We start from the raw sequence: 24,731 nt of genomic DNA, 5'->3' as shown, positions 1-24,731 counted from the left end.
CCAGCCAGCCCTGGCGATAGGAAAAGTCCTCGCCGGTGTCTGGATTTTTGCCTAAGAGATAAAGGCCATCAATGGTCCGATTATAGAGGTGCACCGCTTCGACCTGATGAGGATCGAGCAACTCTGAACGAGGGTCACGACACATAAACGCAAGGTTCCTAAGGAAAAGCAGCAGGACCAAGCCACGCGTACCTGCCAGTACCATGCGTTTAATCAAAGGGCGGATCTTCACACCCTGAAACATCTAGATGGTTCTAAGAACCAAGCGAACAGCAGTCAAGCGTCTACCGACTCTCGACCTTGAAATTCCTACAACTCGAAGAGCCAATCTCTAGAATCGCCAATACGCTTCCGCTTATAAATGACGAATCAATCCCATTTGCTATCAAGCAATCTTGCCTGACCGGGACTGTCCCCTGAAACCGTCCCCTGAAACCTGGTAGGTGTAGGCGTCGATGGCTGCCTAGGTCATGTTGTCTGCCAAGGGTTTGGTGACTGGGCAAGAGCGATTTTTGTGCGACATCATGAGATGCGATCCTTGTTCTGAAGAGGGCTCAATGAACCATCAAGCGACATGCTTGTTGCGTTCAAAACAAGGGGGCGATGGGCCTGAAAAAGCGCAAGTTGGAACAGCGAAAACAGCCCGAAAAGACGGTTGGTGAAGGAGCTTCGCGCCTACAAACGGGCAATCCAACCAGACAGTTCAAAAGAGCAAACAGAAGAAACCAACGCCATCATCAACAACGATGCAACGCAACCCAATCAAACAAGCCAACAGCAAAGACGACTGCGATTAACTTTAACGTCCTACTTTAGCGGCATTTGCCCCTGCAAGACCCGAGCAGACGAATCGTGTGACCGCAACAACAAACCCTTCACCATTGCGGTACAATGATACCGTTCACTTGATCCACATCGATCGAAAACAGGAACCTGAGCAAATGCTTGCTGGCCAAATCATCGGCCAATCGAGCGGAACTGCCAGCCCCCTCTGCTTGGAGCCATCATGTCAGCGTCCACCACCGAAGTCAACCTTATCGACAAAATCCAAGACGCGAGGCAAAAGATCCTTGCCGAACTTTCCAAGGCAATCATTGGTCAACAAGAAGTCATCGAGCAACTGATGATCAGCCTGTTCGCAGGTGGTCACTGTTTGATCACCGGGCCGCCCGGATTGGCAAAAACGCTATTGGTCAGCAGTGTCGCTCAAGTTTTTGATCTGAAGTTCAATCGCATCCAATTTACACCTGACCTGATGCCGGTAGACATCGTCGGCACAGAAATCTTGCAAGAAGCAACGGACGGCCATCGTGAGCTGAGCTTTGTCAAAGGCCCAGTGTTTGCCAACGTCATCCTAGCAGACGAGATCAACCGGACTCCGCCAAAGACGCAAGCGGCAATGTTGGAAGCCATGCAGGAGCATCAGGTCACCGCTGCCGGCATCCGCCACCCCTTGCCCGAGCCTTTCTTCGTGCTGGCCACGCAAAACCCCATCGAGATGGAAGGCACGTATCCGCTGCCTGAAGCACAGCTCGATCGCTTTCTGTTCAACGTCGTGATTGACTACTTGTCTCCAGAGGACGAATTGGCAGTCGTTTTGCAAACCACATCGCGCAAGAGTGAACCCATCGAGTCTCTGTTCACCGCGCAAGATGTTCTGGAGTTTCAATCCATCGTTCGTCAGGTGCCGATTGCCGAACCGATTGCGGAGTATGCCGTGCGACTGGTCGCAGCAACCCGACCGGGGACGGAACATGCCTTGGACTTTGCCGACGATCTGATCGGCTGGGGCGCAGGAACGCGCGCCAGCCAAACCTTGGTCCTTTGTGCGAAAGCCAGAGCGTTACTCAATGGCCGCTCCCACGTTCAAACCGAAGACATCGTGGCCCTGGCCAAGCCCGCTCTGCGGCACCGCGTCCTGCCCACTTACAAAGCAGAGGCCGAAGGCATCGACATCGAGCAAATCATTGAACGCTTGATCGAAACGGTGCCACAGCCATGAGCCCACCGGCAGCGACCTCCAAAGCCACCGACGGAAACGCATCGGTCAGCGCTGGCGTCGATCCAACAGCCTTGATGCGAATCAAGAGTCTGCAACTGCGCGCGAAAACCGTTGTCGATGGCTTCTTCTCTGGTCTACATCGCAGCCCCACGCACGGTAGCTCAATCGAGTTCAGTGAATATCGCGCCTACGTGCCGGGCGATGATCTGCGCAATCTGGATTGGAAACTGTACGCCCGCAGCGATCGCTATTTTGTCAAGAAGTTCGAAGACGAAACCAACCGCCGCTGTTACCTGCTGGTCGATCTTAGCCGCAGCATGGACTACGGTTCGCTGGAGTACTCTAAACTCCAATACGCACGAACCGTCGCCGCTACGTTGGCGTATTTCATCATCATGCAACATGATGCCGTGGGCGTGCTGTCCTTTGACGACGAACTCGGTGACTTCCTGCCTGCGAAGTCTGGCGCAAAGCACTTTCATCAGATCTTGGTCGAGCTTTCCAAAGCAACCGGTGGAACGGGCACTGATTTAGAGAAACCGTTGGAGCAAGTGACAACGCTCGTGCCCAGACGTGGGCTGGTGGTGCTGATTAGCGACCTACTGGCCGATACAGAGGTCTTGCGACAACAGCTTGCAGCCATGAAAGCCCGTGACCATGAAGTCGTGATCCTGCGGACTCTTGATCCTCGTGAACTGGATTTTGAACTTGAGCAGTCAGCCAGTTACGTGGACATGGAAAATAACGCTGGATTCTTTGTAGATCCGCAGACGGTGAAAGACAACTACCTGGCCCGGTTTCGCGAACACCAGCAACAAGTTGAATCGATTTGCAAGGACCTTGGCATCGGGTTTCACACCCTGCCAACGGATCAACCGCTTGATTCTGCGCTGGCAGAACTGATCAATACACGCAACAAGGTCGCTGGACCACGTCGTCGATCCGCCCGCCGCACCCGAGGAGGTCAGTGATGAGTTTTCTTGCTCCGCTTTACCTGATCGGCGCTTTGGCGATCGTTGGGCCGATCCTGTTTCACTTGATCCGGCGACAACCCAAGAATCAGATCAAGTTTAGCTCCCTGATGTTTCTTGAGGAAACACCACCCAAGATCACCCGCCGCAGTCGCCTACAGAACATTCCGTTGCTCTTGCTACGCTGCCTTGTGATCGGACTGCTGGCTCTTGCATTTGCCCGTCCCTTTTTACCCGACTCGGCAGTCAAGACCGTCGCAGGACAACGTGAGAGCGTGATCTTCTTGATCGACCAAAGTGCCAGTATGCGGCGACCTGGCGCCTGGGATCGCGCCACCGAGCAGTTTCAGGCAGCGCTCGGTCAACTCCGTGACACCGATTATGTTTCGGTGATCGCGTTTGACCAACGCACCATCACACCGCTCTCATTGCAGGAGTCCGCTGGTTTGCCTGACGGTGCTCGGGTTCAAGCCGCCGAAAAAGTGTTCGATCAACTCGCCCCGACTTGGCATGCAACCGATCTAGGTTCCGCCATCCGGTTCGCCGCCGATCAGGCTTACACGATGTCAGCCGACCAGGTGGACCAGACGGATGCAGGGGATTCCGGACGTTCAGCATCCGCTGCTCTGACCACCAGGCAACGGATCGTATTGATCAGCGATTTTCAAAGCGGTGCGGACATTCAGTCGCTGCAAGGCTACCAATGGCCACAGAAGGTCTGGGTCGATGCTCGCCCGGCGCCTGCAGATCTACCGGGCAACGCCTCCGTGCGAGTCGAGTCTCTGTTCGATACCGAGAACGATAGCGTCGAGGCCTTGCGTTTGGCGATTCAACAATCCGGCCAGGCCAGCGACGACTATCTGAAAGTCTTGCTCACTCAAGACGGCCAAAAACTGCCGGAGTTCGATTCACTGTCCTACCAAGTCCCCGATGGATCTACCCGATTTTACAATTTCCAACTGCCTCCCAAAGTTCCAGCCTCCGACGCGTCTGAAGCCGCAACGTCGGCCGACACGCCCGCCAGGGTCGTGATCGACCTTGAAGGCGACAGCAGCGAATTTGATAACGCTTTCTATTACGTTCAACCGTTTCGTAGTCATCAGAGTATTCGCTATCTGACAAACGAAACCGACTCGGTAGGCAATGAAAACGAACCGCGATTACAGTTTTATCTGGAACAGCTTCCGTGGAGCGATCCCACGCGGATCATTCAGTTTGAAGCCCAGCCATCAGATCAATTCTCCGCGCCACCTGATCCACAGCAGGTGGCCCTGCTGGTTGCCCCCATTGCTTCCTTAAATCGACAGAACGTTTCGGTGGTCGATCAATTCGCCAAATCTGGCGGACACGTGTTGATTGTCTTGAATGGTCAAGCGGAGTCCGTGCAGCAGAGCGTGTGGCAAGAGGGCAGTGAACTGCTGCGTCAATTGCTCGATGCTGAACAACTTTCCATCACAAACCAACAAACCAATGATCCTCAGCGGATCAGCGGCGTTGATTTTCAGCATCGGCTCACCCAAGCCTTCACCGAACCCGGCGTGAATGACTTTAGCCGCATCCAAATTTGGAACCATCGCAGCCTGACGGGTTTGCCGGACGAATCCAAAACGGTTTTGTCCATGGAAAATCAGTTGCCCTATTTGATCGATGCCGACGTGCCTGCCAAAGCAAACGACGAACCGTCAACCGGTCGCTACTGGCTGCTGACATCAGGGTGGCAACCGAGCGAGAGTCAATTTGCGTTGTCTAGTAAGTTCGTACCGATCATGCTTGGCATGCTAGGCCCCAATCTGCAACAAGTGCCTGAATCAATGACCATTGGTCAGATGCTGGACAGTAAAACGGTCGCTAGCCAACCCGGTTTCCTGGAACGTGACGATGGCTGGCCCATCGCGGTCAACATTGACGCGACCGAGAGCAAAACCGAACCGATGGACATCGCTCAACTGGGACAGTTCGGCGTTGCCTTGTCCACCGAAGCGCAGCGTGCCGAAGCCCAGGCTGCCGAGCGAGCTCTGCGCGACATTGAACTCGAGGCACAACAATCCTGGTGGCAATGGCTGATTGCGATTGCCCTGACTGCGGTCATCTTGGAATCCGTGCTCTCAGGGCGTCGAAGCGTGCAAAAGGCGGCGACCAGCAAAACCAACCCGGCAACGTCGGGTTAAATCAGACATGATGCGTGCGAGATAACGATCCCAAACGATCAACCACTGTCTTTCCCAAGACTTAAAACGGGGAGCCAAACCATGGAATTTGAAACGAACGCGGCTGAAAACCAACTCAGCTTTGACCTGAATCAGGTTTCACCGGTGCGGCCCGAGGTCGGTCGATCCGGCAGAGTCCACCAGGAACTGCACCGGGTGCGAGCGAAATCCCGGGCGCTGCACTTCTGGGTGTTGTTGGTCGTTTTCAGTCTGCTCGCTGCAGGCCTGGCCGGTTTGGTTCAACTCGCAGCACGCGATGACGCAATGGAGCCGCTGACCGCCAATCTGCTCTCTGCGATCATCCTGGTCATTTCGGTCACGTACGCCTGGATCACCTCGCGTCAGCAAGCCAAGTCGCTGTCTCAAACCGCGCTGCAGATTGAAACTCGGTTCCCCGAACTGGGTGAACGTTTGCTGACCGTGGCTGACCACCCCATCGATCAAGAGATGGACGATTCATCACCGTCGTTCCTGCTGTCAAACGTCGTCAACCAGACCTACGAACACTTAGCAATCAACGACTGGCAACGGGTGATCTCCTCAAGTGGTCTCCTGTTCGCGCGTTTTGCCGGATGCGTTGCGTTCTTGCTGGCCACTTGGCTGTGCTTTGGAAACACTCAACCGCCGGTAACGAAACTCGCCAGCGCCCCCACCGAGACACCACAATCGGTCTCACTGCCTGAGCTATTGGTTGAAGTTGACCCAGGTGACACCGCGATCCGCCGCCGCAGTTCCCTGGCGGTCACCGCACGTTTCAATCGAGATGTCCCGGCCAGCGGTACCCTGATCACCACCGATGCCTCGGGAGTGACTCAATCGTACACCATGAATCGCAACCTTTCCGACCCCGTCCTGGGCGGTTATTTGCCAACGATCAATGTTCCCTTGACGTACCGCATTGAAACAGAAAACTGGAACAGCGACGACTACCAAATTGAAATCTATCAACACCCTGAACTGTTGCGCAGCGACGCGATTCTGGAGTTCCCAAGCTATGCAAGCCGAGCCGATCGAACCGTGGAAGATACTGTCAAAGTAACGGTCCCCGCGGGAACAAAAGTGACGTGGAATCTACTGCTCAATAAGCAGGTCGCCAGTTGCCAACTGCTATCTGAATCTGGCGACGCCGAGTCCTGTCTGGAAGCGAAGACGCAATCCGGTGTCTTCGACGGTGTGGACACACCAACTCTGTACTCGTTTGTCGTCACACCAAGTGACTCTCAAGCCTGGCAGTTGGAACTCGTCGATGCAGACGGTCGAACCAACGAGCAATCTGTCACACTTTCCATCCAGGTTTTGCCCAACAATCCTCCCAAGATCAAGCTCACCGCAGCAGGCGATCGCACGGTCTCGGCTTTACAAGAGGCAATCATTGAAGCCAAGATCACCGATGACTACGGTGTGCACGAGGCTGGGATCACGTACACGTTTGGCGATCAAGAGCCCGTCGATGTGCCCTTCTCGGCGTCCGCATCCGGCGAAATCAATGGACAAACTAAACTGGACTTCGAATCTTTCCAGGCCGAACCAGGTGATCTTCTGACGTACCACGTGTGGGCCAAAGACATCGGGCCCGACGGCAAGTCGCGGCGCACCGACGGTTCCATGTTCTTCATCGACGTTCGACCATTTGAGGAGATCTATCGACCGGGCGACCCTGCCGAGCAGCAACAACAACAACAGCAGTCTGAATCCCAGTCAGAAAGCCAGGCACAGCAAGCCGAAGAGGCCGCCAACGAACAGAAGGAGATCATCTCGGCGATCTGGAATTTGATGCGACAACAAATGCGTGGTATCGAACCCAACGAGGAAGACTTGCAAGTCATCTCCGATGCCCAATCAGCCGGCATCGAAAAGTTGGAAGAGATCGTACAGAACCTGCAAGATGAATCCTCTCAGGCGTTCGCTGCCGACGCTCGCAAAGCCATGTTGAGCACACTGGACGCGCTGGCCCAACCCGAACTGTCCGATGCAAAACGCAGTGCACAGCAAGCCTACTCAAACCTGCTGAAACTGCGTTCGAACGAATTCCAGGTTAGTCAGCAACAACAACAGCAATCTCAGAGTTCCAGTTCAAGCTCACAGGCACAGCGCCAACAACAGATCGAACAACTCGAGCTCGACCAAGAGCAAGAACGATTCGAAACGCAATCGCAAGCGGAAACGCAAACTGAAGAACAGCAGCAAGCTTCGGAGGATCGCCAAGTCCTTTCACGGCTTCGCGAACTGGCCGTCCGTAGCGAAGACCTTGCCAAAGCGTTGGCGGAACTGCAATCTGCTCTGGAACAAGCGGAAACCGAAGAAGAGAAAGACGAAATCCAACGGCGGCTCGAAAGGCTGAGACAGCAACAACAAGAAATGCTGCGTGCCGCGGACGAACTCGAATCGCGCATGCGGAACGAAGAGAACCGCGAACGCATGCAAGATCAGGCCGACCACCTGCAAGAATCTCGCCAGCAGATGCAACAAGCCGCTCAGGCAACCGAGCAACAAGACACCAGCGCCGCACTGGCCGCCGGTCGCCGCGCGGAGGAAAACTTGGCCGACTTGACCGAACAGTTTCGCCGGCAAACCGCCGGTGCCTTTGATCAAGCCTTGCGTGACATGCAACAACAAGCCCAAGACCTGCTCGATCAACAGAATGAAATTTCCGATGCTCTTGGCCAAGAAGCTGAACAAGAGAAACCCGGCCTGAGAACCGAAAAAACCTCTGAAGCCAGCCCAGATGAGATCGAAGCACAGGCCAATAAACTCGATCAGCTCGTCGAACGAATCGAAGACACTGTCGCTCAAGCAGCCGAGAGCGAACCGCTGCTCGCCGAACAACTGTATCGTTCCGCTCGCGACGCCAGAAAAAGCGAAGCGGATCGACAGCTTCGCACCGCCGCGGAACTGGTCCGAAGAGGCTTCACACCGGAAGCCAAAGAGTACCAAGAAGAAGCCACCGATGCGATCGAAAACCTTAAACAAGAGATTGATGAAGCCGCCGAGTCGATCCTGGGAGACTCAACTGAAGGCCTGCGCAGAGCCTCGGCTGCCCTGGATCAATTGACTCGAGACGTTGATTCGGAGCTTCGCCAGAACGCTCCCGCAATTGCGAACCAGCCAGCAAACAATCCCTCCGGCGAACAGCAAGCTCAGAATCCTGATGGACAGAATCCACAAGGACAGAATCCACAAGGACAGAATCCACAAGGACAGACCCCACAAGGACAGACCCCACAAGGACAGACCCCACAAGGACAGAACCCACAAGGACAGAACCCACAAGGACAGAACCCACAAGGACAGAACCCACAAGGACAGAATCCACAAGGACAGAATCCACAAGGACAGAATCCACAAGGACAGAATCCACAAGGACAGAATCCTCAAGGACAGAATCCTCAAGGACAGAATCCTCAAGGACAGAATCCTCAAGGACAGAATCCTCAAGGACAGAATCCTCAAGGACAGAATCCTCAAGGACAGAATCCTCAAGGACAGAACCCTCAAGGACAGAACCCTCAAGGACAGAACCCTCAAGGACAGAACCCTCAAGGACAGAATCCTCAAGGACAGAATCCTCAAGGACAGAATCCTCAAGGACAGCCACAACAGGGACAGGGACGTCCGGGACCAGGGCTGCGTCAAGAGCAACCTTCCAGTGAACAGCAAACCACCGAGCAGCAAACCACCGAGAGGGGAGATCGCGCGGCACCATCGTCACCAGAGCGTCAACCTGGCCCGTTTACCGGCGACTTTCGGGAGTGGTCCGAAAGCATGCGAGACATCGAGGAGATGGTCGGTGATCCAGAGTTTCGAAATCGCGCCAACGCGATACGCGATCGCGTCCGTGAAATGCGAGCGGAGATGAAAAAGCACGCCTCCGGTCCAAAGTGGAATCTCATCGAAGACTTAGTCGCCGAGCCGATGCGAGAACTGAATCGCGATGTACGAAGCGAACTGCTACGGCGCACCGCCGAGAAGAATGAATTGGTACCGATCGACCGGGATCCGGTGCCGGAGCAATTCAGCGACGCGGTGAAGCAGTACTATGAAAATCTCGGTCGGGCTCGCCCCGCCGGCAGCACCTCCGTGGGAGGCCAACCGTGATCGCACCTCCTTCATTCGTGTCGCTTTTCGCCGAGTTGTCCATTCGCTCACCACAATGGATCGCGCCCGCAATCATTCTGGGGATCCTTTTACTGGGAGTCGTCGGCTGGAATCACCATCAGGCGGGACGCGGCTACGGCCCTCTCTCTCTGCTAAGACTTCTGTTGAAACTGATGGCAATCTGCCTGCTACTGGTTTGCTTGGTCGAGCCCACGGTGCGTGCTCGGCGCCCCAAACCTCGTGCCAACCTATTGCCAATCGTGGTCGACACAAGTTCCAGCATGGAGGTCGCATTGGGCCGGAGTAACGATTCCTGGCGTGACCGCATTGACACGGCGTTCCAACCTGACTCGCCACTGATGGGCAGCTTGTCACAAATGTTTCAGACTCGGCTGTACGGGTTTGATTCGCGTCTGGCCATGGTCGACGAGGTTGACCAGTTGCGACACAGCGGCCTGGGCAGCAACCTGCTGAACAATCTTTCCGAACTAGCCAATCGCCTGGTTGACCAGCCCGTCGCGGGCATGCTGCTGATGACCGACGGCAATGTCGACCTAAAGTCACAGCGTCTTGAAGCCTGGCGGGACTTCCCCGTCCCTCTTTACGCAGTGATCCCGTCTGATCGGGCGGCCATCAACGATCTGAAAGTCGATTCGGTGTCAGTGCGACAGACGAACTTTGAAACCACGCCCGTGACGATCAATGCTCAAATCACCGTTGCCGGCGCGTTGGAGGGATCGGCAGTGGCTCGGCTGATTGATACAACTGATGATTCAATTGTTTCCACTCAGCCGCTTGAACTGTCAGCACAACAAGAGCGATACTCGGTCTCCTTTCAGTTTCGCCCCAGTGATGTGGGGCTTCGATTCTATCGTCTGGACGTGTATCGCCAGAGCGATGCAGCGGCATTTGACAAGATCGATGAACTGGCCACTGCAACCTCATCGGAAACCACGCTGATCAACAACACCCACTGGATCGCCGTCGACCGGCGAACCGGACCGTACCGTGTGTTGTATGTCGCTGGCAGACCCAACTGGGACTTCAAGTTCCTCCGCCGTGCGATCGCGACCGACGCCGAAGTTAGCTTGACGGGCCTGCTAAGAATGGCCAAAAAGGAACCCAAGTTCAGTTTCCGTGACAAAGCGGTTTCGAACTCCAACCGCCTGTTTCAAGGCTTGGGTGATGAGGCAGAGGAGACGGCCCAGCAGTACGACGAGCCTGTGATGGTTGCGATCGGAGTTCAGGAGGACGATGACCCCATCTCAGCATTCCCCAAGACTCAGGATGCCCTGTTTAAGTTTGACGCTTTGATCTTGGATGATGTGGAGCCTGAATTTTTTACTCAGGATCAACTCGACATGATCCATCGCTTTGTCAGCAAACGCGGCGGCGGCTTGATGCTGCTGGGCGGGCAAGAGATGTTTGCCGGCCGGAAGTTTCTTGATTCACCACTGGGAGATCTTTCACCAGTTTATCCGGGGCCGACAACAACCCCCATCAGCTTCCGCAATCGATACACGCTCACGCGAGAAGGAATGTTGCAACCGTGGGTGCGATTGCAAAAGACAGTCGCTGGCGAAAAGGAACGTTTGCGATCCATGCCTGCGTTCACCTCCGTCAATCCGCTGTCCGGCATCAAACCAGGGGCATTCCCGCTGGCAACGGTTTCCAGTGACAAAGGCAACTCACAGGTTGCGGTAGCCTATCATCGGATCGGCAACGGCAAGGTTGGTGCCAACGCGATTGCCGACCAGTGGCGTTGGTCAATGTCGGCCAACCAGAAAGATCAGGAAGTCCCCGCTCAGGCTTGGCGGCAACTTGTCCGATGGCTGGTCGCCGATGTGCCTTCACGCGCCGAGGTATCCGCATCGCCAGCAGAGGACGATTCGGTGCAACTTTCGATTCAGTATTTGGATCGCTCGTTTCTGCCCGCTGAATCTCATGAAGCCAATGTCACGATCACTCGTCCCGATGGAGCGCAGATCAATCTGAAGGCCGATCCCGCCGCCACAGCCATCGGCAAGTTTAATCTGCGACTGTTCGATAAGGCCCCTGGCAGCTACGTTGCCAACGTCAGTATTGTCTCACCCGATGGAAACACTGTCGCTGAATGCGAAACAGGCTGGACCAGGCAACTCTCCAGCGGCGAGTTTCAAGAGCTTGGCTTCAATCAAACCTTGCTCAGCAAGCTTGTCGAACAATCCGGTGGCCAATTGGTTCGTGAAGACGAGATTGCCGACCTTGCTGATCAACTAGACTCGTCCAAAGTTTCGGTCACCGAACTTTGGGAGACTCCGCTTTGGCATCGTGGTTGGGTGATTCTGCTTGCCTTGGGATGCTTCTGCGGAGAATGGGGAATTCGACGTCTACAGGGACTCGCTTGATGATACCTCGCAACATTCAAAACTTGATCTGGACCGCCAGCTTATCGTTTTTCATTGGACACCTTGTGTGCGATGCCCAGGAGCCCGCGCAGACCAAGACCGTCGACATGATTCTGGTGCAAGGAGCAGACGGCGCAGCGGAATACGGTGAACAGTTCACCCAATGGTCCAGTCAATGGACTGCGGTGTGCCAGGCCGCTGGACTGGAATTGAAGTCCATTGGACCTGAAACCAATGCCAACCGCACGGCGTTAGCGCAGCTCCAGCAGGCGATCTCCGAAGCCCTCTCGTCGACCGAATCCAAACCGCTGTGGCTGGTCTTGATCGGGCATGGTATCTGGGACGGAAAGTCAGCGGATTTCAACCTTGTTGGGCCAGACTTGCACGCACGAACCCTGAAACAATGGCTGGCAAAGCATCGGCGGCCAATCATCATCGTCAATGGATCGGCCAGCAGTGGCCCTTTTGTGAATCGACTTTCCGGCCCCAATCGAGTCATCGTTACCGCAACGCAAAGCGGCACCGAATACAATTTCGCTCGTTTCGCTGGCTTCATGGCGCAAGCGTTTCTAGACGGCGCCGACATTGACCACGACGATGCTGTCAGCGTACGAGAAGCCTTTCTTGCCGCATCTGCGTTGACGCAACAGTCCTACGAAGAGCAGGGCCGTTTGCCGACCGAACATTCTCTTTTGGACGATAATGGCGACCAGCGGGGCTCGCGGGCAGAGCTGATCCAGGGCACGGCAACTTCCAAGAATCCGAAACAGGCGATTGATGGCCAGTTCGCCGCACGATTCGCAATCTCGACAAACCCGAATGCCATCAAACTGAACGCCGAACAGGTGTTCAAACGCGACGAACTGGAAACTCAGCTCATGGACGTCCAGAAACTTTATGCCGAGGATCCAGACAAGTTAAAACACGCGGCCTTGCCGATCCTGTTGCAATTGTCTGAACTGTATCAACAGGCCAAAGACCAAGCCACGTCCAACGTTGAAACAGAAGAGCAGGGCAGCGTCATCGAGCAGGCGGCCACGGAGAAGGACGCAATAGCCAAAGAAAACAGCGCCGCTGAAGAGCCGCCTCAAGCATCATCCAAGTGAGTCTGCGTCCGATGATTCGCCGACGGTGTCTCACCGCTGTTCTACCAGCCCATCACCATATTGGACTCGATCACTCGCCGCGCTTGGTCCAAGTCACTTCCGGTTTCCATGCGGTAAAGGCGAATCGCGTTGACCTTGTCGCCAGCTGATCGGCTCAGGCATTCGCGAGCGATCGCACAGGGATCCAAACTGGTATTGGTCAATCCCAGAGCGCCTTTGCTGATCACCCAAGTATCACGAGGCCGTTTGGTCAGCCGCATGATCTCGTCGCCGGGAAATGCATCTTGCACCACCACCTCAGCAGCAGCTTCATCTTCTGCCCACGTCACGATGATGTGAGCACTGGTTTCGATTTCAAAAAGAGGCATCGTTTTTGGTCCAAACCGATTGCGGCCGACAACAGCTGGTCAGCCTGTGGAATGCATGATCACACGGCATTCAATTGTAGACATTCAAGGGCTTGTTCGTCGACTGCATTGCTACCGAATTCGAACCAGGCTAACGATCAACGCTTGATCCCGGAACCCTTCAGGCACATGAAACCAAAGACAACAACACTGGTTGCCAGAATCGCCCAATGCGTTTGATTCATCTCCCGCTTGTATCCAGCCATTTCGTTCAGGAAATCGCGAACGATCCCGCCAATCAACGTCGGATCAAGTGCTTGATAGAGGAAACTCATGCCGAGACTAGGGAGAATGGAGGGACGGAAACGCCTGACACAGACCGTGACATCTAGATTTTGGGAAACAATCCAAAAGCGCAGCAAAAAAACCTACGTTCTGAATTAGTAATGTCAGACAAAAAACGTCAAATGGGCAAAAACACCCTGGGGGGATGCAGCATCGTTATCCAGTACAGCCTCGGATCCCGAAGCCCTCACGCTGCGATTCGGCCGCTGCACACGGGTCCCAAAGACGCTGTGTACCGGCCGCGAAGACACTGTGTACCGGCCCCGAAGACGCTGTGTACCGGTTGAAATTAAGCATCGGGACCACAGAATCCCTGGCAAGAAAGTAGCCGCGCTGCGGCAATCAGAAACCGCAACAAAAACGTTCAGAATATTTATCACCAGGGCTTGCGGCAGACCTTTCCGCCTTTATAATCCCGCCACACGAAAACGACATACGAACTTGATATCAAGTTTTCGTGTCAGGCACTCAGAGAAGCTCATTCAGTGCAGCTCACTCAGCAATCGCCTGACACCACAAAGTATGGCGCGGTAGCTCAATTGGTTAGAGCCCCGGACTGTCGATCCGGAGGTTGCGGGTTCGAGTCCCGTCCGCGTCGCTTCCTAAACCTCGTTGCAACAATAAGTTGCGACGAGGTTTTTTCGTGGAAATTCCCCAACTGTTGTTAAAACTCAAGATGGGGCTCTCTGGTGATTACTCAGAGCCACTTGGTTGAGCTCACTGTTGCTCGCCGCTCAGATGCCGAATTCACTGGCGCGCGTCCCAGATCCATGATCAAGGCTGGACGTGACTTGTGATCAGCAAGTTTACGGAAGCTCCTTGCCCTACGGATGTGCCGAAAGCGGTAAGTGTGCTTTCCGGGGACAGGACCGCCCAATGGTCGATCCGGAGGTTGGGGGGCGAGTCCCGATCGCGTCGCTGACCGCCCAGTCATCTTCAGCCCCTTTGAAATGCACTCCCAAGCGGCAGCTGTTACTTAGCTCCATAAGTGACCTTGATCGTCTTGTCCTTGACTTCGTTGACTTCGCCAAAGTCGATTTTTTTGGCAAACTCATTCGCATCAGGCACAGGCGATAACGTCACTGTCAGCGAGCTGGTGCCACTGGAAAATGATGTCATCATTGACGATCCACCTTCGACCATCTCAGTCAGCTTCTCCGGTAGCTCATCGTTGGTGGCTTGGTCGGGAATCTCTGTGATTTCCACCGTGACGGACTTTTCCGGATCGTGATCCAGGCTAATCGAACAGCCAGTGATTCCCAAGGCCATTGCCAGTGCTGCCACAACGAAGACACTTTGTACTGGTTTGATAATCGATCGCATGTTTCTGCCTACCTTTTTGTGATTTGAATGCCGCGGCACGCCCACTGTGATTCAATGCATCGGGCTGTGGCGGTGAGATTTGTAACCGGCCAGCTAGAGCCACACGGACAGGGGTGCGGCGGTTGGACCTTCTATGAGGGCAATGTCCAGGGGCATCCAAGGCGCACCAGCATTCCTCATCCAAAGAAAAATGCTAGATACCGTCGTTGCGAACGAATAAACTGGCGATCCGAAACGAATCCCCCAACCAACCTGACATTTTCTGGCCGCTATACTGTTCAAACAGCTGTCGGAACCAGACGCTCCGGGCAATCCTCTCGAAGCACTTCACTTAGGGCACTCTAGCAGGCTTCCTGGACTGGTTGTTCCCTGGAAGTGTCCCGACGGTTGTCATTCATTCCTCCCTGCGGCACCCCCAAACCGGTCACCTCATGAATCGTGTCTGCTTGAAGCCCAGCGCTGTTGCTTTCTTCGTAATCGCCGCTGCGCTGGTCGCCTGTCCACTCTCACTGCAGGCCCACGACCGGCACGAGAAACCACAAACGAACTTTCAAGGCATGGTGGTTGAACCCACACTGCCCGCGGCGACGGACGTTCCAGACCGGATCCTGGCGAGCTGGAAACAGGACCCCGCAACCTCATTTGCCGTCACCTGGCGCAGCAAAGCAGGCCCAGACGCCGTTGCTGAGATCGCCGTCGCAACCTCGGGTCCTTCGTTCCTGCAGACCATTGAACGGGCCACCGGGACCACGACTCCATTGCAAACCTCGCAAGGCACCGTTCACATGCATGCAGCGGAATTCACGGACCTGCAACCGAACACGCTGTACACCTATCGCGTGGGTTCGCGACGAACACAGAAATTGGACCCTCGGTCTGCTGCAAAACAGCACAAGGATTCAGCGGATTACGCCTGGAGCGAATGGTTTCAGTTCAAAACCGCCAAGACGTTTGAGGGCCAAGTCAAGCCACTTCAGTTCGTCTACGTGGGCGACGCACAGAACGACGTCAAAAGCCTTTGGTCGCGACTGATCCGCGAGTCCTACCGCGACCTGCCACGCATGACATTCATGCTACACGCGGGAGACTTGGTCAATCACGGCAACGAAGACCATGAATGGGGCCAGTGGTTTCATGCCGGAGGCTTTATCTTTCCAACGATCCCGCAACTGGCCGTTCCTGGCAATCATGAATATGACCGCGACGGGTTTCACGAAACCGACAAGACCGCACGACGTCTGTCACGGCGTTGGGCCCAGCGGTTTGAGTTTCCGGGCAACGGACCCGAAGGTTTTCAGGAGAATGTTTACTACGTCGACGTCCAAGGTGTCCGCATCATTGGCTTGGATTCACAAAGCCCTGACAAGGAATCGCAAACCAAATGGCTGGAGAGCGTCTTAGCGAACAACCCCAATCGCTGGACCATCGTCACGCACCATCATCCGATCTATTCGACCAGTCGCGGGCGGGACAACGCTCAACTGCGTACCCTGTGGCAGCCTCTTTATGAAAAGCATGGCGTCGATCTGGTACTCCAAGGGCATGATCACACCTATGGCCGCACCGCTCCGATTCGATCGGCGATCCAACAGAAATCCGACACGCAAAGCAATGTTGCGACGGGACTCCGAGTGGCTGAATCGGACGGTGGCCCGGTCTATGTTGTCTCGGTAAGCGGCCCCAAAATGTACCCGCTGAAGAAGTATCCCGATGACGCAGACCCGTTTGAAACGCAGATTGGCGGCACGCAACTTTACCAAGTCATTCAGATCGATCATGACCGAATTTCGTATCAGGCCAAGACGCCAAACGGGACGGTAGCCGATGCGTTTGAGCTTCACAAAGACGAGGCGGGGAAAACAACCTTCACGGACAAGTCAGCGGAAGTGACAAAGTAAGACGAAAGACTAGCCCAGCACTTCCAGCAGGCTCCCTTGCATGGCGACGGTCATAATCGCAATCACGACCTGCGCGATCAGCCCCGCCACGATTGCCGCACAGGCTATCGCCCAAAACTGATTGAGCACCTTTGCCGCGACGAGCGAACCGATCGGTGAGCTTTGTGTGGCAACAAGTTTCAGCTTCTGTGAGACTTGAATGGCGACCGCGCCCAATGCGATCAACGACACGCCCGTGGTGATTTTTCCAAGACGAGCCATCATCTTGAGCATTGATCCCGACGCGTTCGACGACATCCCAGCAATCTGAACCCCGACCAACAGCAGTCCCAGCAGCAGCGCAGCAACGGCGAAGGCCATGACCACCCCATGGTTCCTGGACAGCTCCGTTGCCAGCGTCCCACCATCGACATCCGCGTCGCTGTCCTGTCGCCGTTTGATCACATCATCGCTGCCGTCTTGTTCGAACAGGCTGGGAACCACATCTTTGGCTGGCAACCAAGCTTCCATGCCGCTGCGCCACACCAAGGACGTTTCCGTCAGCAGGTTCGCGTCGCGATACAGTTTCAATTGGTCAAGGGAAACGGGCCCTTGCTTTTCGTCTTGAACATGCGCATACCACTGTGCCGCTGCGTTTTGATTCGGCACCGGCCCTGAATCATCACCCTCGTCGCCGCCAGCCGATTCACCCGGCGGCATGGCTCCGGCCGCTTGCGTGAAGCTGCCATCGGAGAATCCGGAAGAAGCTTGTGGAAAGAAGTTCCCAAACTCTTCTGCTTTGACCCAACTGAGGCCATCGGCGGACAATTCATGGCTGCGTGTGACCTGGCCACGATCAATCATCTCGAAAATTTTGTTTGGTTGAAAGGGGCCAATGGTGCGGCCCCGGAACCTAACAAACACGCGTTCAATTTCACTCATCGATCGAATCCGGATAAAGAAACAGTGGACGACCAGGCAACTCTCGAAACGCAGCAGTCTTCAATTGGATTTGCCCACCAATCATCGACCCGATCGACTCTAGCTTGACTTCACCGGTGGACTTCGTTGGCGGCACCGCCGTGTAAACGGCCCCATCGCGGACTCCATCTAGCTGTCGCAATTGATACTTCATGTTTCCACTGGAATCGCGAACCAAAAAACCCACCCACTGCAGGCGTCGCTTGACCAGCTTGTTGTAATGAGCAAAGGGATCACCGACCGTGGGCAGAGCCAGCCGGAGCTCCAGTTCAAGTGGCTCTGCAAACTCGGGGGCCAGTGTTCCGTCAAATGTGCCGGGGATGTACCACTGGTCGCGAGCTTGCTTGCGGCGTTGGGAAACACGCACCGTTTCTGACATTTTCTGAGCGAGCTGTTTGCTACCGCGCGTAGCGACCTGCAACAGATCGGTGATCAATTTCTCTTTCAGCAGGCCGTTGAGTTGCGGGTTCTTTTGCACCGATTGAATGGATTTCAGAAACTCCAGCTCCCACTGGCTGATGAAGTCTGATCTGCGTTTGATGATGTCGCTGCTAATGTCCAGCAGCATCTCGCGTGGCTGCGGACTGAAGGGCGGCAATGGACCTGGGAACGAACGTGATTTGGTCATCCCGCCAGCGGAGGAGGCAACAGCAACACCCACGAACCCGTCCTTGTCAAAGTTCGCTCGATTTTCGTCAATGTATTTCTTGGGAACGAAATAAATGATGCCTTTGGGATCTTCATTCTTCATCACCAAGCTATACATCTGAGCCGCGGGATACCCCTCCAACTCCTTGATGAAGGACTCGAACAGCAGACGCCGTTCGGTTAACTCCTTCATGACGGAACCGATGTCCCCCAGTTCAACGACGCATGGATTGCCTTCAACCAGCTGGCTGATTTGTTCTGAACTGCGTGCCAGGGAGGCTGCCTCTTGAGCCGACAGACCGCCTTCAAGTTTATCCTGAAACTCTTGCAACCAGTCGTTTAAGCTGAGCGCCGATTCCCACAGTTCCTCCTCTTGACTGACCTTCGAAAACTCAATCACTTTGGTATCGACGATCGCTTGGTTAGAAAACTCAGTCAATCGATCTGCAAACACACCCAGGCTGCGCGCTGTGACCAAACTGTCCACCGCGCTGTCACGACTGGCCATGGCTTTCAAGCGCGAACCGACTTCTTGAATTCGCCCGCCAAGTCCGGAACGAAGAATCGATTGTTTGCCAATCGCATCGGAGGAGGCCTTGGGATAGCGATTCTCCAAGCGTGAGACCTCCGACTGAAGACTCCTCAAGGCAGCCAGAGTCTCATCGCCGTCGGGACGACTCTTGAGTTGATCGAACTCTTGCTGAAACTGCCCAAGTTCTTTCAACAGTGCATCGGACTGCTGGTCGCGTTGTGCGTCCATGTACTGGGTCTTGCGATTCTCAAGACTGGCAACCAACGTCTCCTCATCCTTTGTGGACGCCAACGACCTCAGCAAGTCCAGCACAGAGAGATCAATCAAGGCCGGGTCTTCGCTATCCGCTTGTTTGTAGAGCCTGTCAAAGCGTTCGACGCGTTTTTCTTCGGTGCTGATCTCGGACTGAGCACGCTTGTTCAGGGAGCTGAGTTCAGGCAACATCGCTAACTCTGGGTCGCTCGTCTGCAAACGGGTATAGCCTTCAATGACCCCCTGAAAATCACCGGCATCGAACAGTTGCTGCAAATCGTTTTGTTTCCTCTCAAGGTCTGCTGCGTGCCGATTTCTTGCGAGGTACCCCAACACACCGATGCTAATCCCGACCAACACGACAGCGACCGCGCCGCTGATCAGGATCAACTTTTTACGGGCCGCTCGCTTGGGCGCCTCCTGCCGCTGCCGGATCTCGTGGGCAGTCGCCTCGGGAACCGGTTCGCCGAAACGCAGATAGCTGTCACGCGCCTCAATGATCTGATCCATGGGTGCGTTCTGTTGCACCAGGATCTGCAAGCGATTCAAAGAGTTCTTGAGTTCCTTTTTAGTGATCGCCTGTCGATCGATACCCTCAAGCCACTTCAAAGCCGGCTCGACCTGTTCACTTAGCAAGGTTGGCGCGGGCACATTGAACTCGGCCACCGTTGACTGCCAAGCGGCGCGCGCCTTGCGGGCCGTGGCCTGGTCTTGACTTTCAAACGCTGCCAGTAATTTCGGCGCCAACTTGACAAGTCGACCTTCCATTTGTTCGGCCAAAAACGCGTTGGCCGCCAATTCACACTGTTGAACCAATCGACTCGATGGATGCGTGATCCAGCCTGGCGCGGTCAGTTCTTTGTGAATCATGTAGGTCCGACGCGAGTCTTCGGCGTCCAGCGCCTCTTGGATTTCCTGATCGATCTGGGTCAAGCGGGTCTTCTCCCAAACCTCGATATCACGTTGCCAAACCTGGCTGTCAGAATCAACGCGGGCGATCTGACGAAGGACTTTCAAGCGAGCCTCCAACGGAGCCTTAGCGATCGCCAAGCGGCGATGCCGTCGCATCAAAGCCTCCAGCGGCAAGACCTCTAAGATCGCTTCGTTGATCTGCGAAATGTATTCGTGATTCAGACGCGGCGGTAAAGGAATCGCCATGAACTGCAGAATCTCATTCCACTCGTCCCATTCGGGAAAGTCCAATTCGACGGCCAGTTCCAGAGCATTGGGACGCATCTCGATTCGCTGAATCGCTTCACTGCGCAGGCCTTTGCGCAGCAGCATCACGCTCTCGTCCAAACGCTGATTAACCCGCTTGACCTCATCGCGATAGGCGCTGGCCAGGGTCTGCATGTCGCCTTCCGACACCCCATCCCGCTTTTCCAGCGCAAAGCGTATTTCATCAACAGTAGTAGGCATAATGAAAGTTACCAGCCAAAATGTACAGTCAGAAGCATGACATGAATGAGCTTCCCGCTGGCATCGTACAGACGCAGTTCAGGAAGCGTAACGTGAACGCCTTGGCGTAACTCGTCGAGCACACCTTGCAGTTCCACCGAGGCAGTGCTGATCGCACCGCACTCTTTAATGATTCGTAGGAGGGCAGTTTGTGCCTCTGCGACCAGCGCTTGATCACTGCGATCGCGTTCGGCGATTAACAACTCGCTCAGTTGCTCAGCCGCCAATCCGGGTAACACATCCTGCCGAAGGTTTTGGATCAACCGATTGCCAATGGAAGCCGCGTCTGCACCGATCCGTTTGCGTGCCGCTCGGGACGCCAATTGCAAGGGCTCGGGCAACTGTTGGAGTTTTTCCTGAATCACCAGATGCTTGTCAATCACCGCACCCAAGATGTCGGCAAAAGCTTCCATCACCGCCCTCTGATCATTGAGCGGTGAGTCGGATTCGTCGGTATGATGCAGCACTTGCAGGCCACCTTGAATCACGACGCGCTGCAACTGTTCATCCAGATGCAGTGTGCAGGTCGGAAGCTGATCGGGCAGCGATGGAATCTGTCCCAGCGTCAGGATTTGCGACACGCCACCGCCTGGTCGGCTGGTCACTTCCATTCGCTGTGGCTTGGCAATGGGTAGCAACGCACCGTCGCCCCAAGCAACTTGAACCTGATCCAACGTGGTCGTTTGATCGCGAAGTGGTGTTTCAGGCGTCCGAGGTTGGCTGACGTCTGTTTTTTCGAACTGGCCTTTTGGCTTTCCGGTCACGATGCCCTGAAAGCGAACTTGACCATCGAAGTTGGAATCCTGTTCAGGCCACGCCAAGCTCAGTAAATCCGCCGCATCATAACGTGCTACGATCTCCAACGATTCGGTCCCTGGAGGAACCTCGTCGGTCGTTGTTTCCGGGTCCGCAGGTGACTGGCCGCCGAGGTCTGTCACGTTTTCTTTGGGTGCAGGATCGACCGTGGAACCATCGGGAATGATCGGTAGCCCCGCGCTCCAGCGAGCCAGGGACCATGCTCCTCCCAGCACCACCACTCCGCCAAGTGACGCCAGCACGATGCTGCGGCGACTAGCCAAGCCAGACTTCACAGCATCCTCGGGTAACTCCGGAGGCGTCGTCGGTGGCGGAGCCTGAGGGGCGTCTTCAACGAGCGGTTCGGCGGTCCAGGAGGCTGCCGCCAAACTGGGCTCCGCAGCCGAATGGGAGTCACGCCGACCAACAGAGCGCGGTGTCGCCGCGCCCGTTTCACGCAGTTGTCCACGCGCTTGTTTGACCAACTGGGATGACGTGGTGATCGTTGGCTCGGCAGTTAAATCGATCACGCGATCGGTCGACGCAGCGAACTTCGCTTCTGCCGTTCCCACCGGAACGAAACGGACTTTGCAATCAACATCCGGCAGCACGTTGACGGCAAAGGTGCTGAAGGTTGCTTTCCAGCGATCCTGTACCGACAACAGCGAGATGCCCTCGTCGATTAACTCAAGCAATCGATCGGCCTGTGAATCGTCGTAAATGATCCAGAGTGGTTCTTGGCCTTGCAAACAAGCTTCGGCGACGACGCCGCCCCATCCGGCGTCACCGGCAACTGATTTCCAGGCACTGCAAATGCGTGAGCGCTGATTGCCGGAGGGAATCTTCGGTCCCTGACTAGGCGTCTCACAGTGCCCCAACCAACGCGAACGCATCACCCCTGATTGCTGCATCAGCCAAGCCGGACCAGCAGCCGACTGTTCATTGGACTCCAAGGTCACCTGATGCGAAATCAGGTTTTGACGCCCGCTGTAATCCATTCCATACGCTGAGGTTCTGGTGAGGACAGATGTGGTGTTTCCAGCGATGATCATCCGCTGATGAGAATACAGAACCGGATTGCGATCCGACTTGGCATGATCGGGAGTGTAAAGTCGGCGATAACTGCACAGACTTTCCAATTTGGAAATCACGTTCAGCGGCATGCCTTCGGTCATCAGGACCGTGCAGAACCCACGACTTCCGTGGCGAAGCCCTTGCGCAGCAGACGTGTATAGCAGTTCAGCACTCATGAACGTTGGCCATTGCCAAAGAAAAGTCCCAACCCAGAATCGTCAAGCGAACTTTCCGATCGGGTCCGCGGTCAACACAAACACACTCCATTAATCACGACAGTTTTTGCGATAGCCACTGGCCATCACTCTGACCGTAGTCTTTCTCCGTCATGTCTACTAAGCCCGGCGCCCAGTTTCGCAGCGCCAACAACAGTGGCACCTCAACCCAGAACGGCTGCATGTCACGAGGCCGAATTCCCAGGGCACCGGTCTGGTCATCCTGAACTGGACTACAACCGCTAGCACTGACCGGAATGAAGGTCAAGCTGGTGGAAAAGCCTTCCGCAGCAGCAACAATCTCCGGACAAATGTCCCGCATCAGATCACCAACCTTGTCCGATGCCTCGCCCACTCGATCCAAGTCCAGCGTACTGTATTTGGTGCCGGACAAGGGGATGTAAGGCTCATCAGTCGACACATCAGGCAGCAGATGCTTCCAAGCATCCCACTTGGTCACCACGATGACCAGCGGTCGTTGATGCAATTCATCGTCGCGCAGTCCGGCATGCCGCCGCACGCGTTGAATGGCTTCTAACAAAATTGTGTCTTGCCGGATCGTCGTCTCACGATCCAGGCGCGAGGTTCGCGAGCGCATCTGCGGATCATCCGACTTGCCTTCACAGGCCAATCGGAACCGTGTGTCTTGTGTCGGATCAAAGCAAAAGAACAGACAGCGCGAATAAGCTAAGTGACGCGTGACCGGGTTTACCGTCTTGTCTGCTCCTGGAAAGAAACTCTCACCCGCATTGTCATACAAACAAACCAGCTTGGAGAGCTCTCGGTTGCGACGGTAACCGGGATGACTTGATAACGGGGTCAGGCTATACATGAACGGACGTGGCAGCGAGACATTGTGGTCTCCCATGTTGACCGTGTCATACATGTCGCCTTGCTCTTGTGTTTTGGCAAGCGCGACCGGTGTGTCCAAATCCGGGTTCATGAATTGCATCTGTTCAAATTCATGAATCCTGGCATTCGTCTCCGCGTCAACATCGCTCATCGAAACGGCAAACCGCTTTGGCATCGACTGACGCAGTTTCCACGACATCGACGTCAACAGGTAACTCTTGCCACAGGCCGGGGCGCCGAAAATACTAAAGAACAGGCTGGGAACCTGGTACATTTGCCGAGGGACGCGTAAGTGACAATTCGGACACGCCAACTGCGTGCTGTACTGGCCTTCTTCGTCGATCGCATCGCCCTGAGGAGTGAATCGACTGGGCAAAAAACGCTTGGCGTGCTGGAACCCCAGTTTAGCGTCGCCAAGCAAATCCGGGTGTTCAGAGATCCACAGCGATTCCTCAGGTGCAAACACATGCCAGCAATGAGGACAAGTGACCTGATTCAGTAAACTCGGTGTGGGAGTAACGGTCACGAGACTAATCGATGCTTGAGTTCCGGGATGATCTCGCTGTGAGGTCAAGAAGTACTGCCATTGTACTTCATGTCACGAATCCGTCCATCGACTGAGACCACTAGAACATCACAGACCAGAAAAGGGCCGCCAAGCAGCGGCTCGACCGCACTTTCCACGGCTGCGGGAAGAAAAGCCTAGACGATCACCACAAGCAAAACGAAGACCTTTCAATGCACATCACCGGACCGTGCCCGAGGCGTTCTCCACTAGCCGTTGGCGCTAGGCCCGTTTTTTTCGGCAGCGGCATCAACTGAAAGCACCGTGGCGAACGCCAAAACGGCTGATGAGTCTGCTGACTGAACTCTCCCGCTGGCGGGAGAGTCGAGCCAAAGCGAGGTGAGGGTAAAGTGGTTGGCAACGCCAACCGCAGGCAGCTGCGAAACCGTCGACCATTCGTTGACTGAACTCTCCCGCTGGCGGGAGAGTCGAGCCTAGGCGAGGTGAGGGTGAAGTGGTTGGCAACGCCAACCACAGGCAGCTGCGAAACCGTCGCCCATTCGTTGACTGAACTCTCCCGCTGGCGGGAGAGTCGAGCCAAAGCGAGGTGAGGGTGAAGTGGTTGGCAACGCCAACCACAGGCAGCTGCAAAACCGTCGACCATTCGTTGACTGAACTCTCCCGCTGGCGGGAGAGTCGAGCCAAAGCGAGGTGAGGGTGAAGTGGTTGGCAACGCCAACCGCCAGCTAATCGCAGGCC

The 24,731-nt window shown here is 55.2% G+C and carries 14 protein-coding genes and 1 tRNA gene; 7 read left to right on the top strand and 8 right to left on the bottom strand.

The window, feature by feature from the left end; genetic code table 11:
- Positions 1–1,006: 1,006 nt before the first annotated feature.
- The 3 genes from SV7mr_RS11265 to SV7mr_RS11255 are packed head-to-tail and all read left to right on the top strand — an operon-like array spanning position 1,007 to position 5,141.
- Positions 1,007–2,002 carry an AAA family ATPase gene (locus SV7mr_RS11265; protein WP_145272018.1) on the top strand — a complete coding sequence of 332 codons (996 nt, stop codon included), beginning with the start codon at positions 1,007–1,009 and terminating at the stop codon, positions 2,000–2,002.
- On the top strand, positions 1,999–2,973 hold the full coding sequence (locus SV7mr_RS11260) for a DUF58 domain-containing protein (protein WP_145272016.1): 975 nt from the start codon (positions 1,999–2,001) through the stop codon (positions 2,971–2,973). Before SV7mr_RS11265 ends, SV7mr_RS11260 begins: the two co-directional genes overlap by 4 nt.
- The gene (locus tag SV7mr_RS11255; RefSeq protein ID WP_145272014.1) at positions 2,973–5,141 is read left to right on the top strand and encodes a BatA domain-containing protein; all 2,169 of its coding nucleotides are present in this window, start codon (positions 2,973–2,975) and stop codon (positions 5,139–5,141) included. Before SV7mr_RS11260 ends, SV7mr_RS11255 begins: the two co-directional genes overlap by 1 nt.
- A gap of 3,001 nt (positions 5,142–8,142) precedes the next feature.
- Here SV7mr_RS11255 and SV7mr_RS25300 read toward each other — a convergent pair.
- Positions 8,143–8,883, bottom strand: a complete 741-nt coding sequence (locus tag SV7mr_RS25300; protein ID WP_419188466.1) for a pentapeptide repeat-containing protein — start codon at positions 8,881–8,883, stop codon at positions 8,143–8,145.
- 388 nt (positions 8,884–9,271) lie between these two features.
- On the opposite strand from SV7mr_RS25300, the gene SV7mr_RS11245 reads away from it, so the two are divergent.
- Both SV7mr_RS11245 and SV7mr_RS11240 read left to right on the top strand, forming a co-directional pair.
- Entirely contained in the window at positions 9,272–11,662 is a 2,391-nt protein-coding gene (locus SV7mr_RS11245) for a hypothetical protein (protein ID WP_145272010.1), read from the top strand.
- Positions 11,662–12,768: a hypothetical protein gene (locus tag SV7mr_RS11240; RefSeq protein WP_145272008.1), complete on the top strand. Its 1,107-nt coding sequence runs from the start codon at positions 11,662–11,664 to the stop codon at positions 12,766–12,768. The genes SV7mr_RS11245 and SV7mr_RS11240 overlap by 1 nt, the downstream gene beginning before the upstream one ends.
- Positions 12,769–12,809: 41 nt before the next feature.
- Here the strand turns inward: SV7mr_RS11240 and SV7mr_RS11235 are convergent, their stop codons facing one another.
- Together SV7mr_RS11235 and SV7mr_RS25295 are read right to left on the bottom strand one after the other, a co-directional pair.
- Positions 12,810–13,136: a DUF6793 family protein gene (locus tag SV7mr_RS11235; RefSeq protein WP_145272006.1), complete on the bottom strand. Its 327-nt coding sequence runs from the start codon at positions 13,134–13,136 to the stop codon at positions 12,810–12,812.
- 137 nt (positions 13,137–13,273) lie between these two features.
- Positions 13,274–13,450: a hypothetical protein gene (locus tag SV7mr_RS25295; RefSeq protein ID WP_419188399.1), complete on the bottom strand. Its 177-nt coding sequence runs from the start codon at positions 13,448–13,450 to the stop codon at positions 13,274–13,276.
- Positions 13,451–13,984: 534 nt separating this feature from the next.
- Between SV7mr_RS25295 and SV7mr_RS11230 the strand changes: the two genes are divergently transcribed.
- Positions 13,985–14,058, top strand: a tRNA-Asp gene (locus tag SV7mr_RS11230).
- Positions 14,059–14,432: 374 nt separating this feature from the next.
- Here the strand turns inward: SV7mr_RS11230 and SV7mr_RS11225 are convergent.
- Entirely contained in the window at positions 14,433–14,783 is a 351-nt protein-coding gene (locus tag SV7mr_RS11225; RefSeq protein ID WP_145272004.1) for a hypothetical protein, read from the bottom strand.
- A 431-nt stretch (positions 14,784–15,214) separates the two neighbouring features.
- Between SV7mr_RS11225 and SV7mr_RS11220 the strand changes: the two genes are divergently transcribed.
- Positions 15,215–16,681 (top strand): purple acid phosphatase family protein, encoded by a 1,467-nt coding sequence (locus SV7mr_RS11220; protein ID WP_145272002.1) that lies wholly within the window; start codon positions 15,215–15,217, stop codon positions 16,679–16,681.
- A 9-nt stretch (positions 16,682–16,690) separates the two neighbouring features.
- On the opposite strand, the gene SV7mr_RS11215 is transcribed toward SV7mr_RS11220, so the two are convergent.
- From SV7mr_RS11215 to SV7mr_RS11200, 4 genes are all read right to left on the bottom strand, one after another.
- Positions 16,691–17,602, bottom strand: a complete 912-nt coding sequence (locus SV7mr_RS11215; protein WP_145272000.1) for a DUF4339 domain-containing protein — start codon at positions 17,600–17,602, stop codon at positions 16,691–16,693.
- Positions 17,595–20,492 carry a hypothetical protein gene (locus SV7mr_RS11210; protein WP_145271998.1) on the bottom strand — a complete coding sequence of 966 codons (2,898 nt, stop codon included), beginning with the start codon at positions 20,490–20,492 and terminating at the stop codon, positions 17,595–17,597. The genes SV7mr_RS11215 and SV7mr_RS11210 overlap by 8 nt, the downstream gene beginning before the upstream one ends.
- Positions 20,493–20,500: 8 nt before the next feature.
- Positions 20,501–22,576, bottom strand: a complete 2,076-nt coding sequence (locus tag SV7mr_RS11205) for a GAP1-N2 domain-containing protein (RefSeq protein WP_145271996.1) — start codon at positions 22,574–22,576, stop codon at positions 20,501–20,503.
- A 94-nt stretch (positions 22,577–22,670) separates the two neighbouring features.
- Positions 22,671–23,993, bottom strand: coding sequence for a hypothetical protein (locus SV7mr_RS11200; protein WP_145271994.1), 1,323 nt, complete (start codon positions 23,991–23,993; stop codon positions 22,671–22,673).
- Positions 23,994–24,731 lie beyond the last annotated feature (738 nt).

Source organism: Stieleria bergensis (genome assembly GCA_007745635.1).
GTDB classification, from domain to species: domain Bacteria; phylum Planctomycetota; class Planctomycetia; order Pirellulales; family Pirellulaceae; genus Stieleria; species Stieleria bergensis.
The sequence above is the reverse complement of the archived record's forward strand: the minus strand, read 5'-3'. Positions and strand labels throughout refer to the sequence as shown.

Bases quoted from the DNA above. Each gene is read 5' to 3' on its own strand.
- SV7mr_RS11265 (WP_145272018.1), top strand. From the start codon at position 1,007: ATGTCAGCGTCCACCACCGAAGTCAACCTTATCGACAAAATCCAAGAC.
- SV7mr_RS11260 (WP_145272016.1), top strand. From the start codon at position 1,999: ATGAGCCCACCGGCAGCGACCTCCAAAGCCACCGACGGAAACGCATCG.
- SV7mr_RS11255 (WP_145272014.1), top strand. From the start codon at position 2,973: ATGAGTTTTCTTGCTCCGCTTTACCTGATCGGCGCTTTGGCGATCGTT.
- SV7mr_RS25300 (WP_419188466.1), bottom strand. From the start codon at position 8,883: ATGGTGCCGCGCGATCTCCCCTCTCGGTGGTTTGCTGCTCGGTGGTTT.
- SV7mr_RS11240 (WP_145272008.1), top strand. From the start codon at position 11,662: ATGATACCTCGCAACATTCAAAACTTGATCTGGACCGCCAGCTTATCG.
- SV7mr_RS11235 (WP_145272006.1), bottom strand. From the start codon at position 13,136: ATGCCTCTTTTTGAAATCGAAACCAGTGCTCACATCATCGTGACGTGG.
- SV7mr_RS25295 (WP_419188399.1), bottom strand. From the start codon at position 13,450: ATGAGTTTCCTCTATCAAGCACTTGATCCGACGTTGATTGGCGGGATC.
- SV7mr_RS11225 (WP_145272004.1), bottom strand. From the start codon at position 14,783: ATGCGATCGATTATCAAACCAGTACAAAGTGTCTTCGTTGTGGCAGCA.
- SV7mr_RS11220 (WP_145272002.1), top strand. From the start codon at position 15,215: ATGAATCGTGTCTGCTTGAAGCCCAGCGCTGTTGCTTTCTTCGTAATC.
- SV7mr_RS11215 (WP_145272000.1), bottom strand. From the start codon at position 17,602: ATGAGTGAAATTGAACGCGTGTTTGTTAGGTTCCGGGGCCGCACCATT.
- SV7mr_RS11210 (WP_145271998.1), bottom strand. From the start codon at position 20,492: ATGCCTACTACTGTTGATGAAATACGCTTTGCGCTGGAAAAGCGGGAT.
- SV7mr_RS11205 (WP_145271996.1), bottom strand. From the start codon at position 22,576: ATGAGTGCTGAACTGCTATACACGTCTGCTGCGCAAGGGCTTCGCCAC.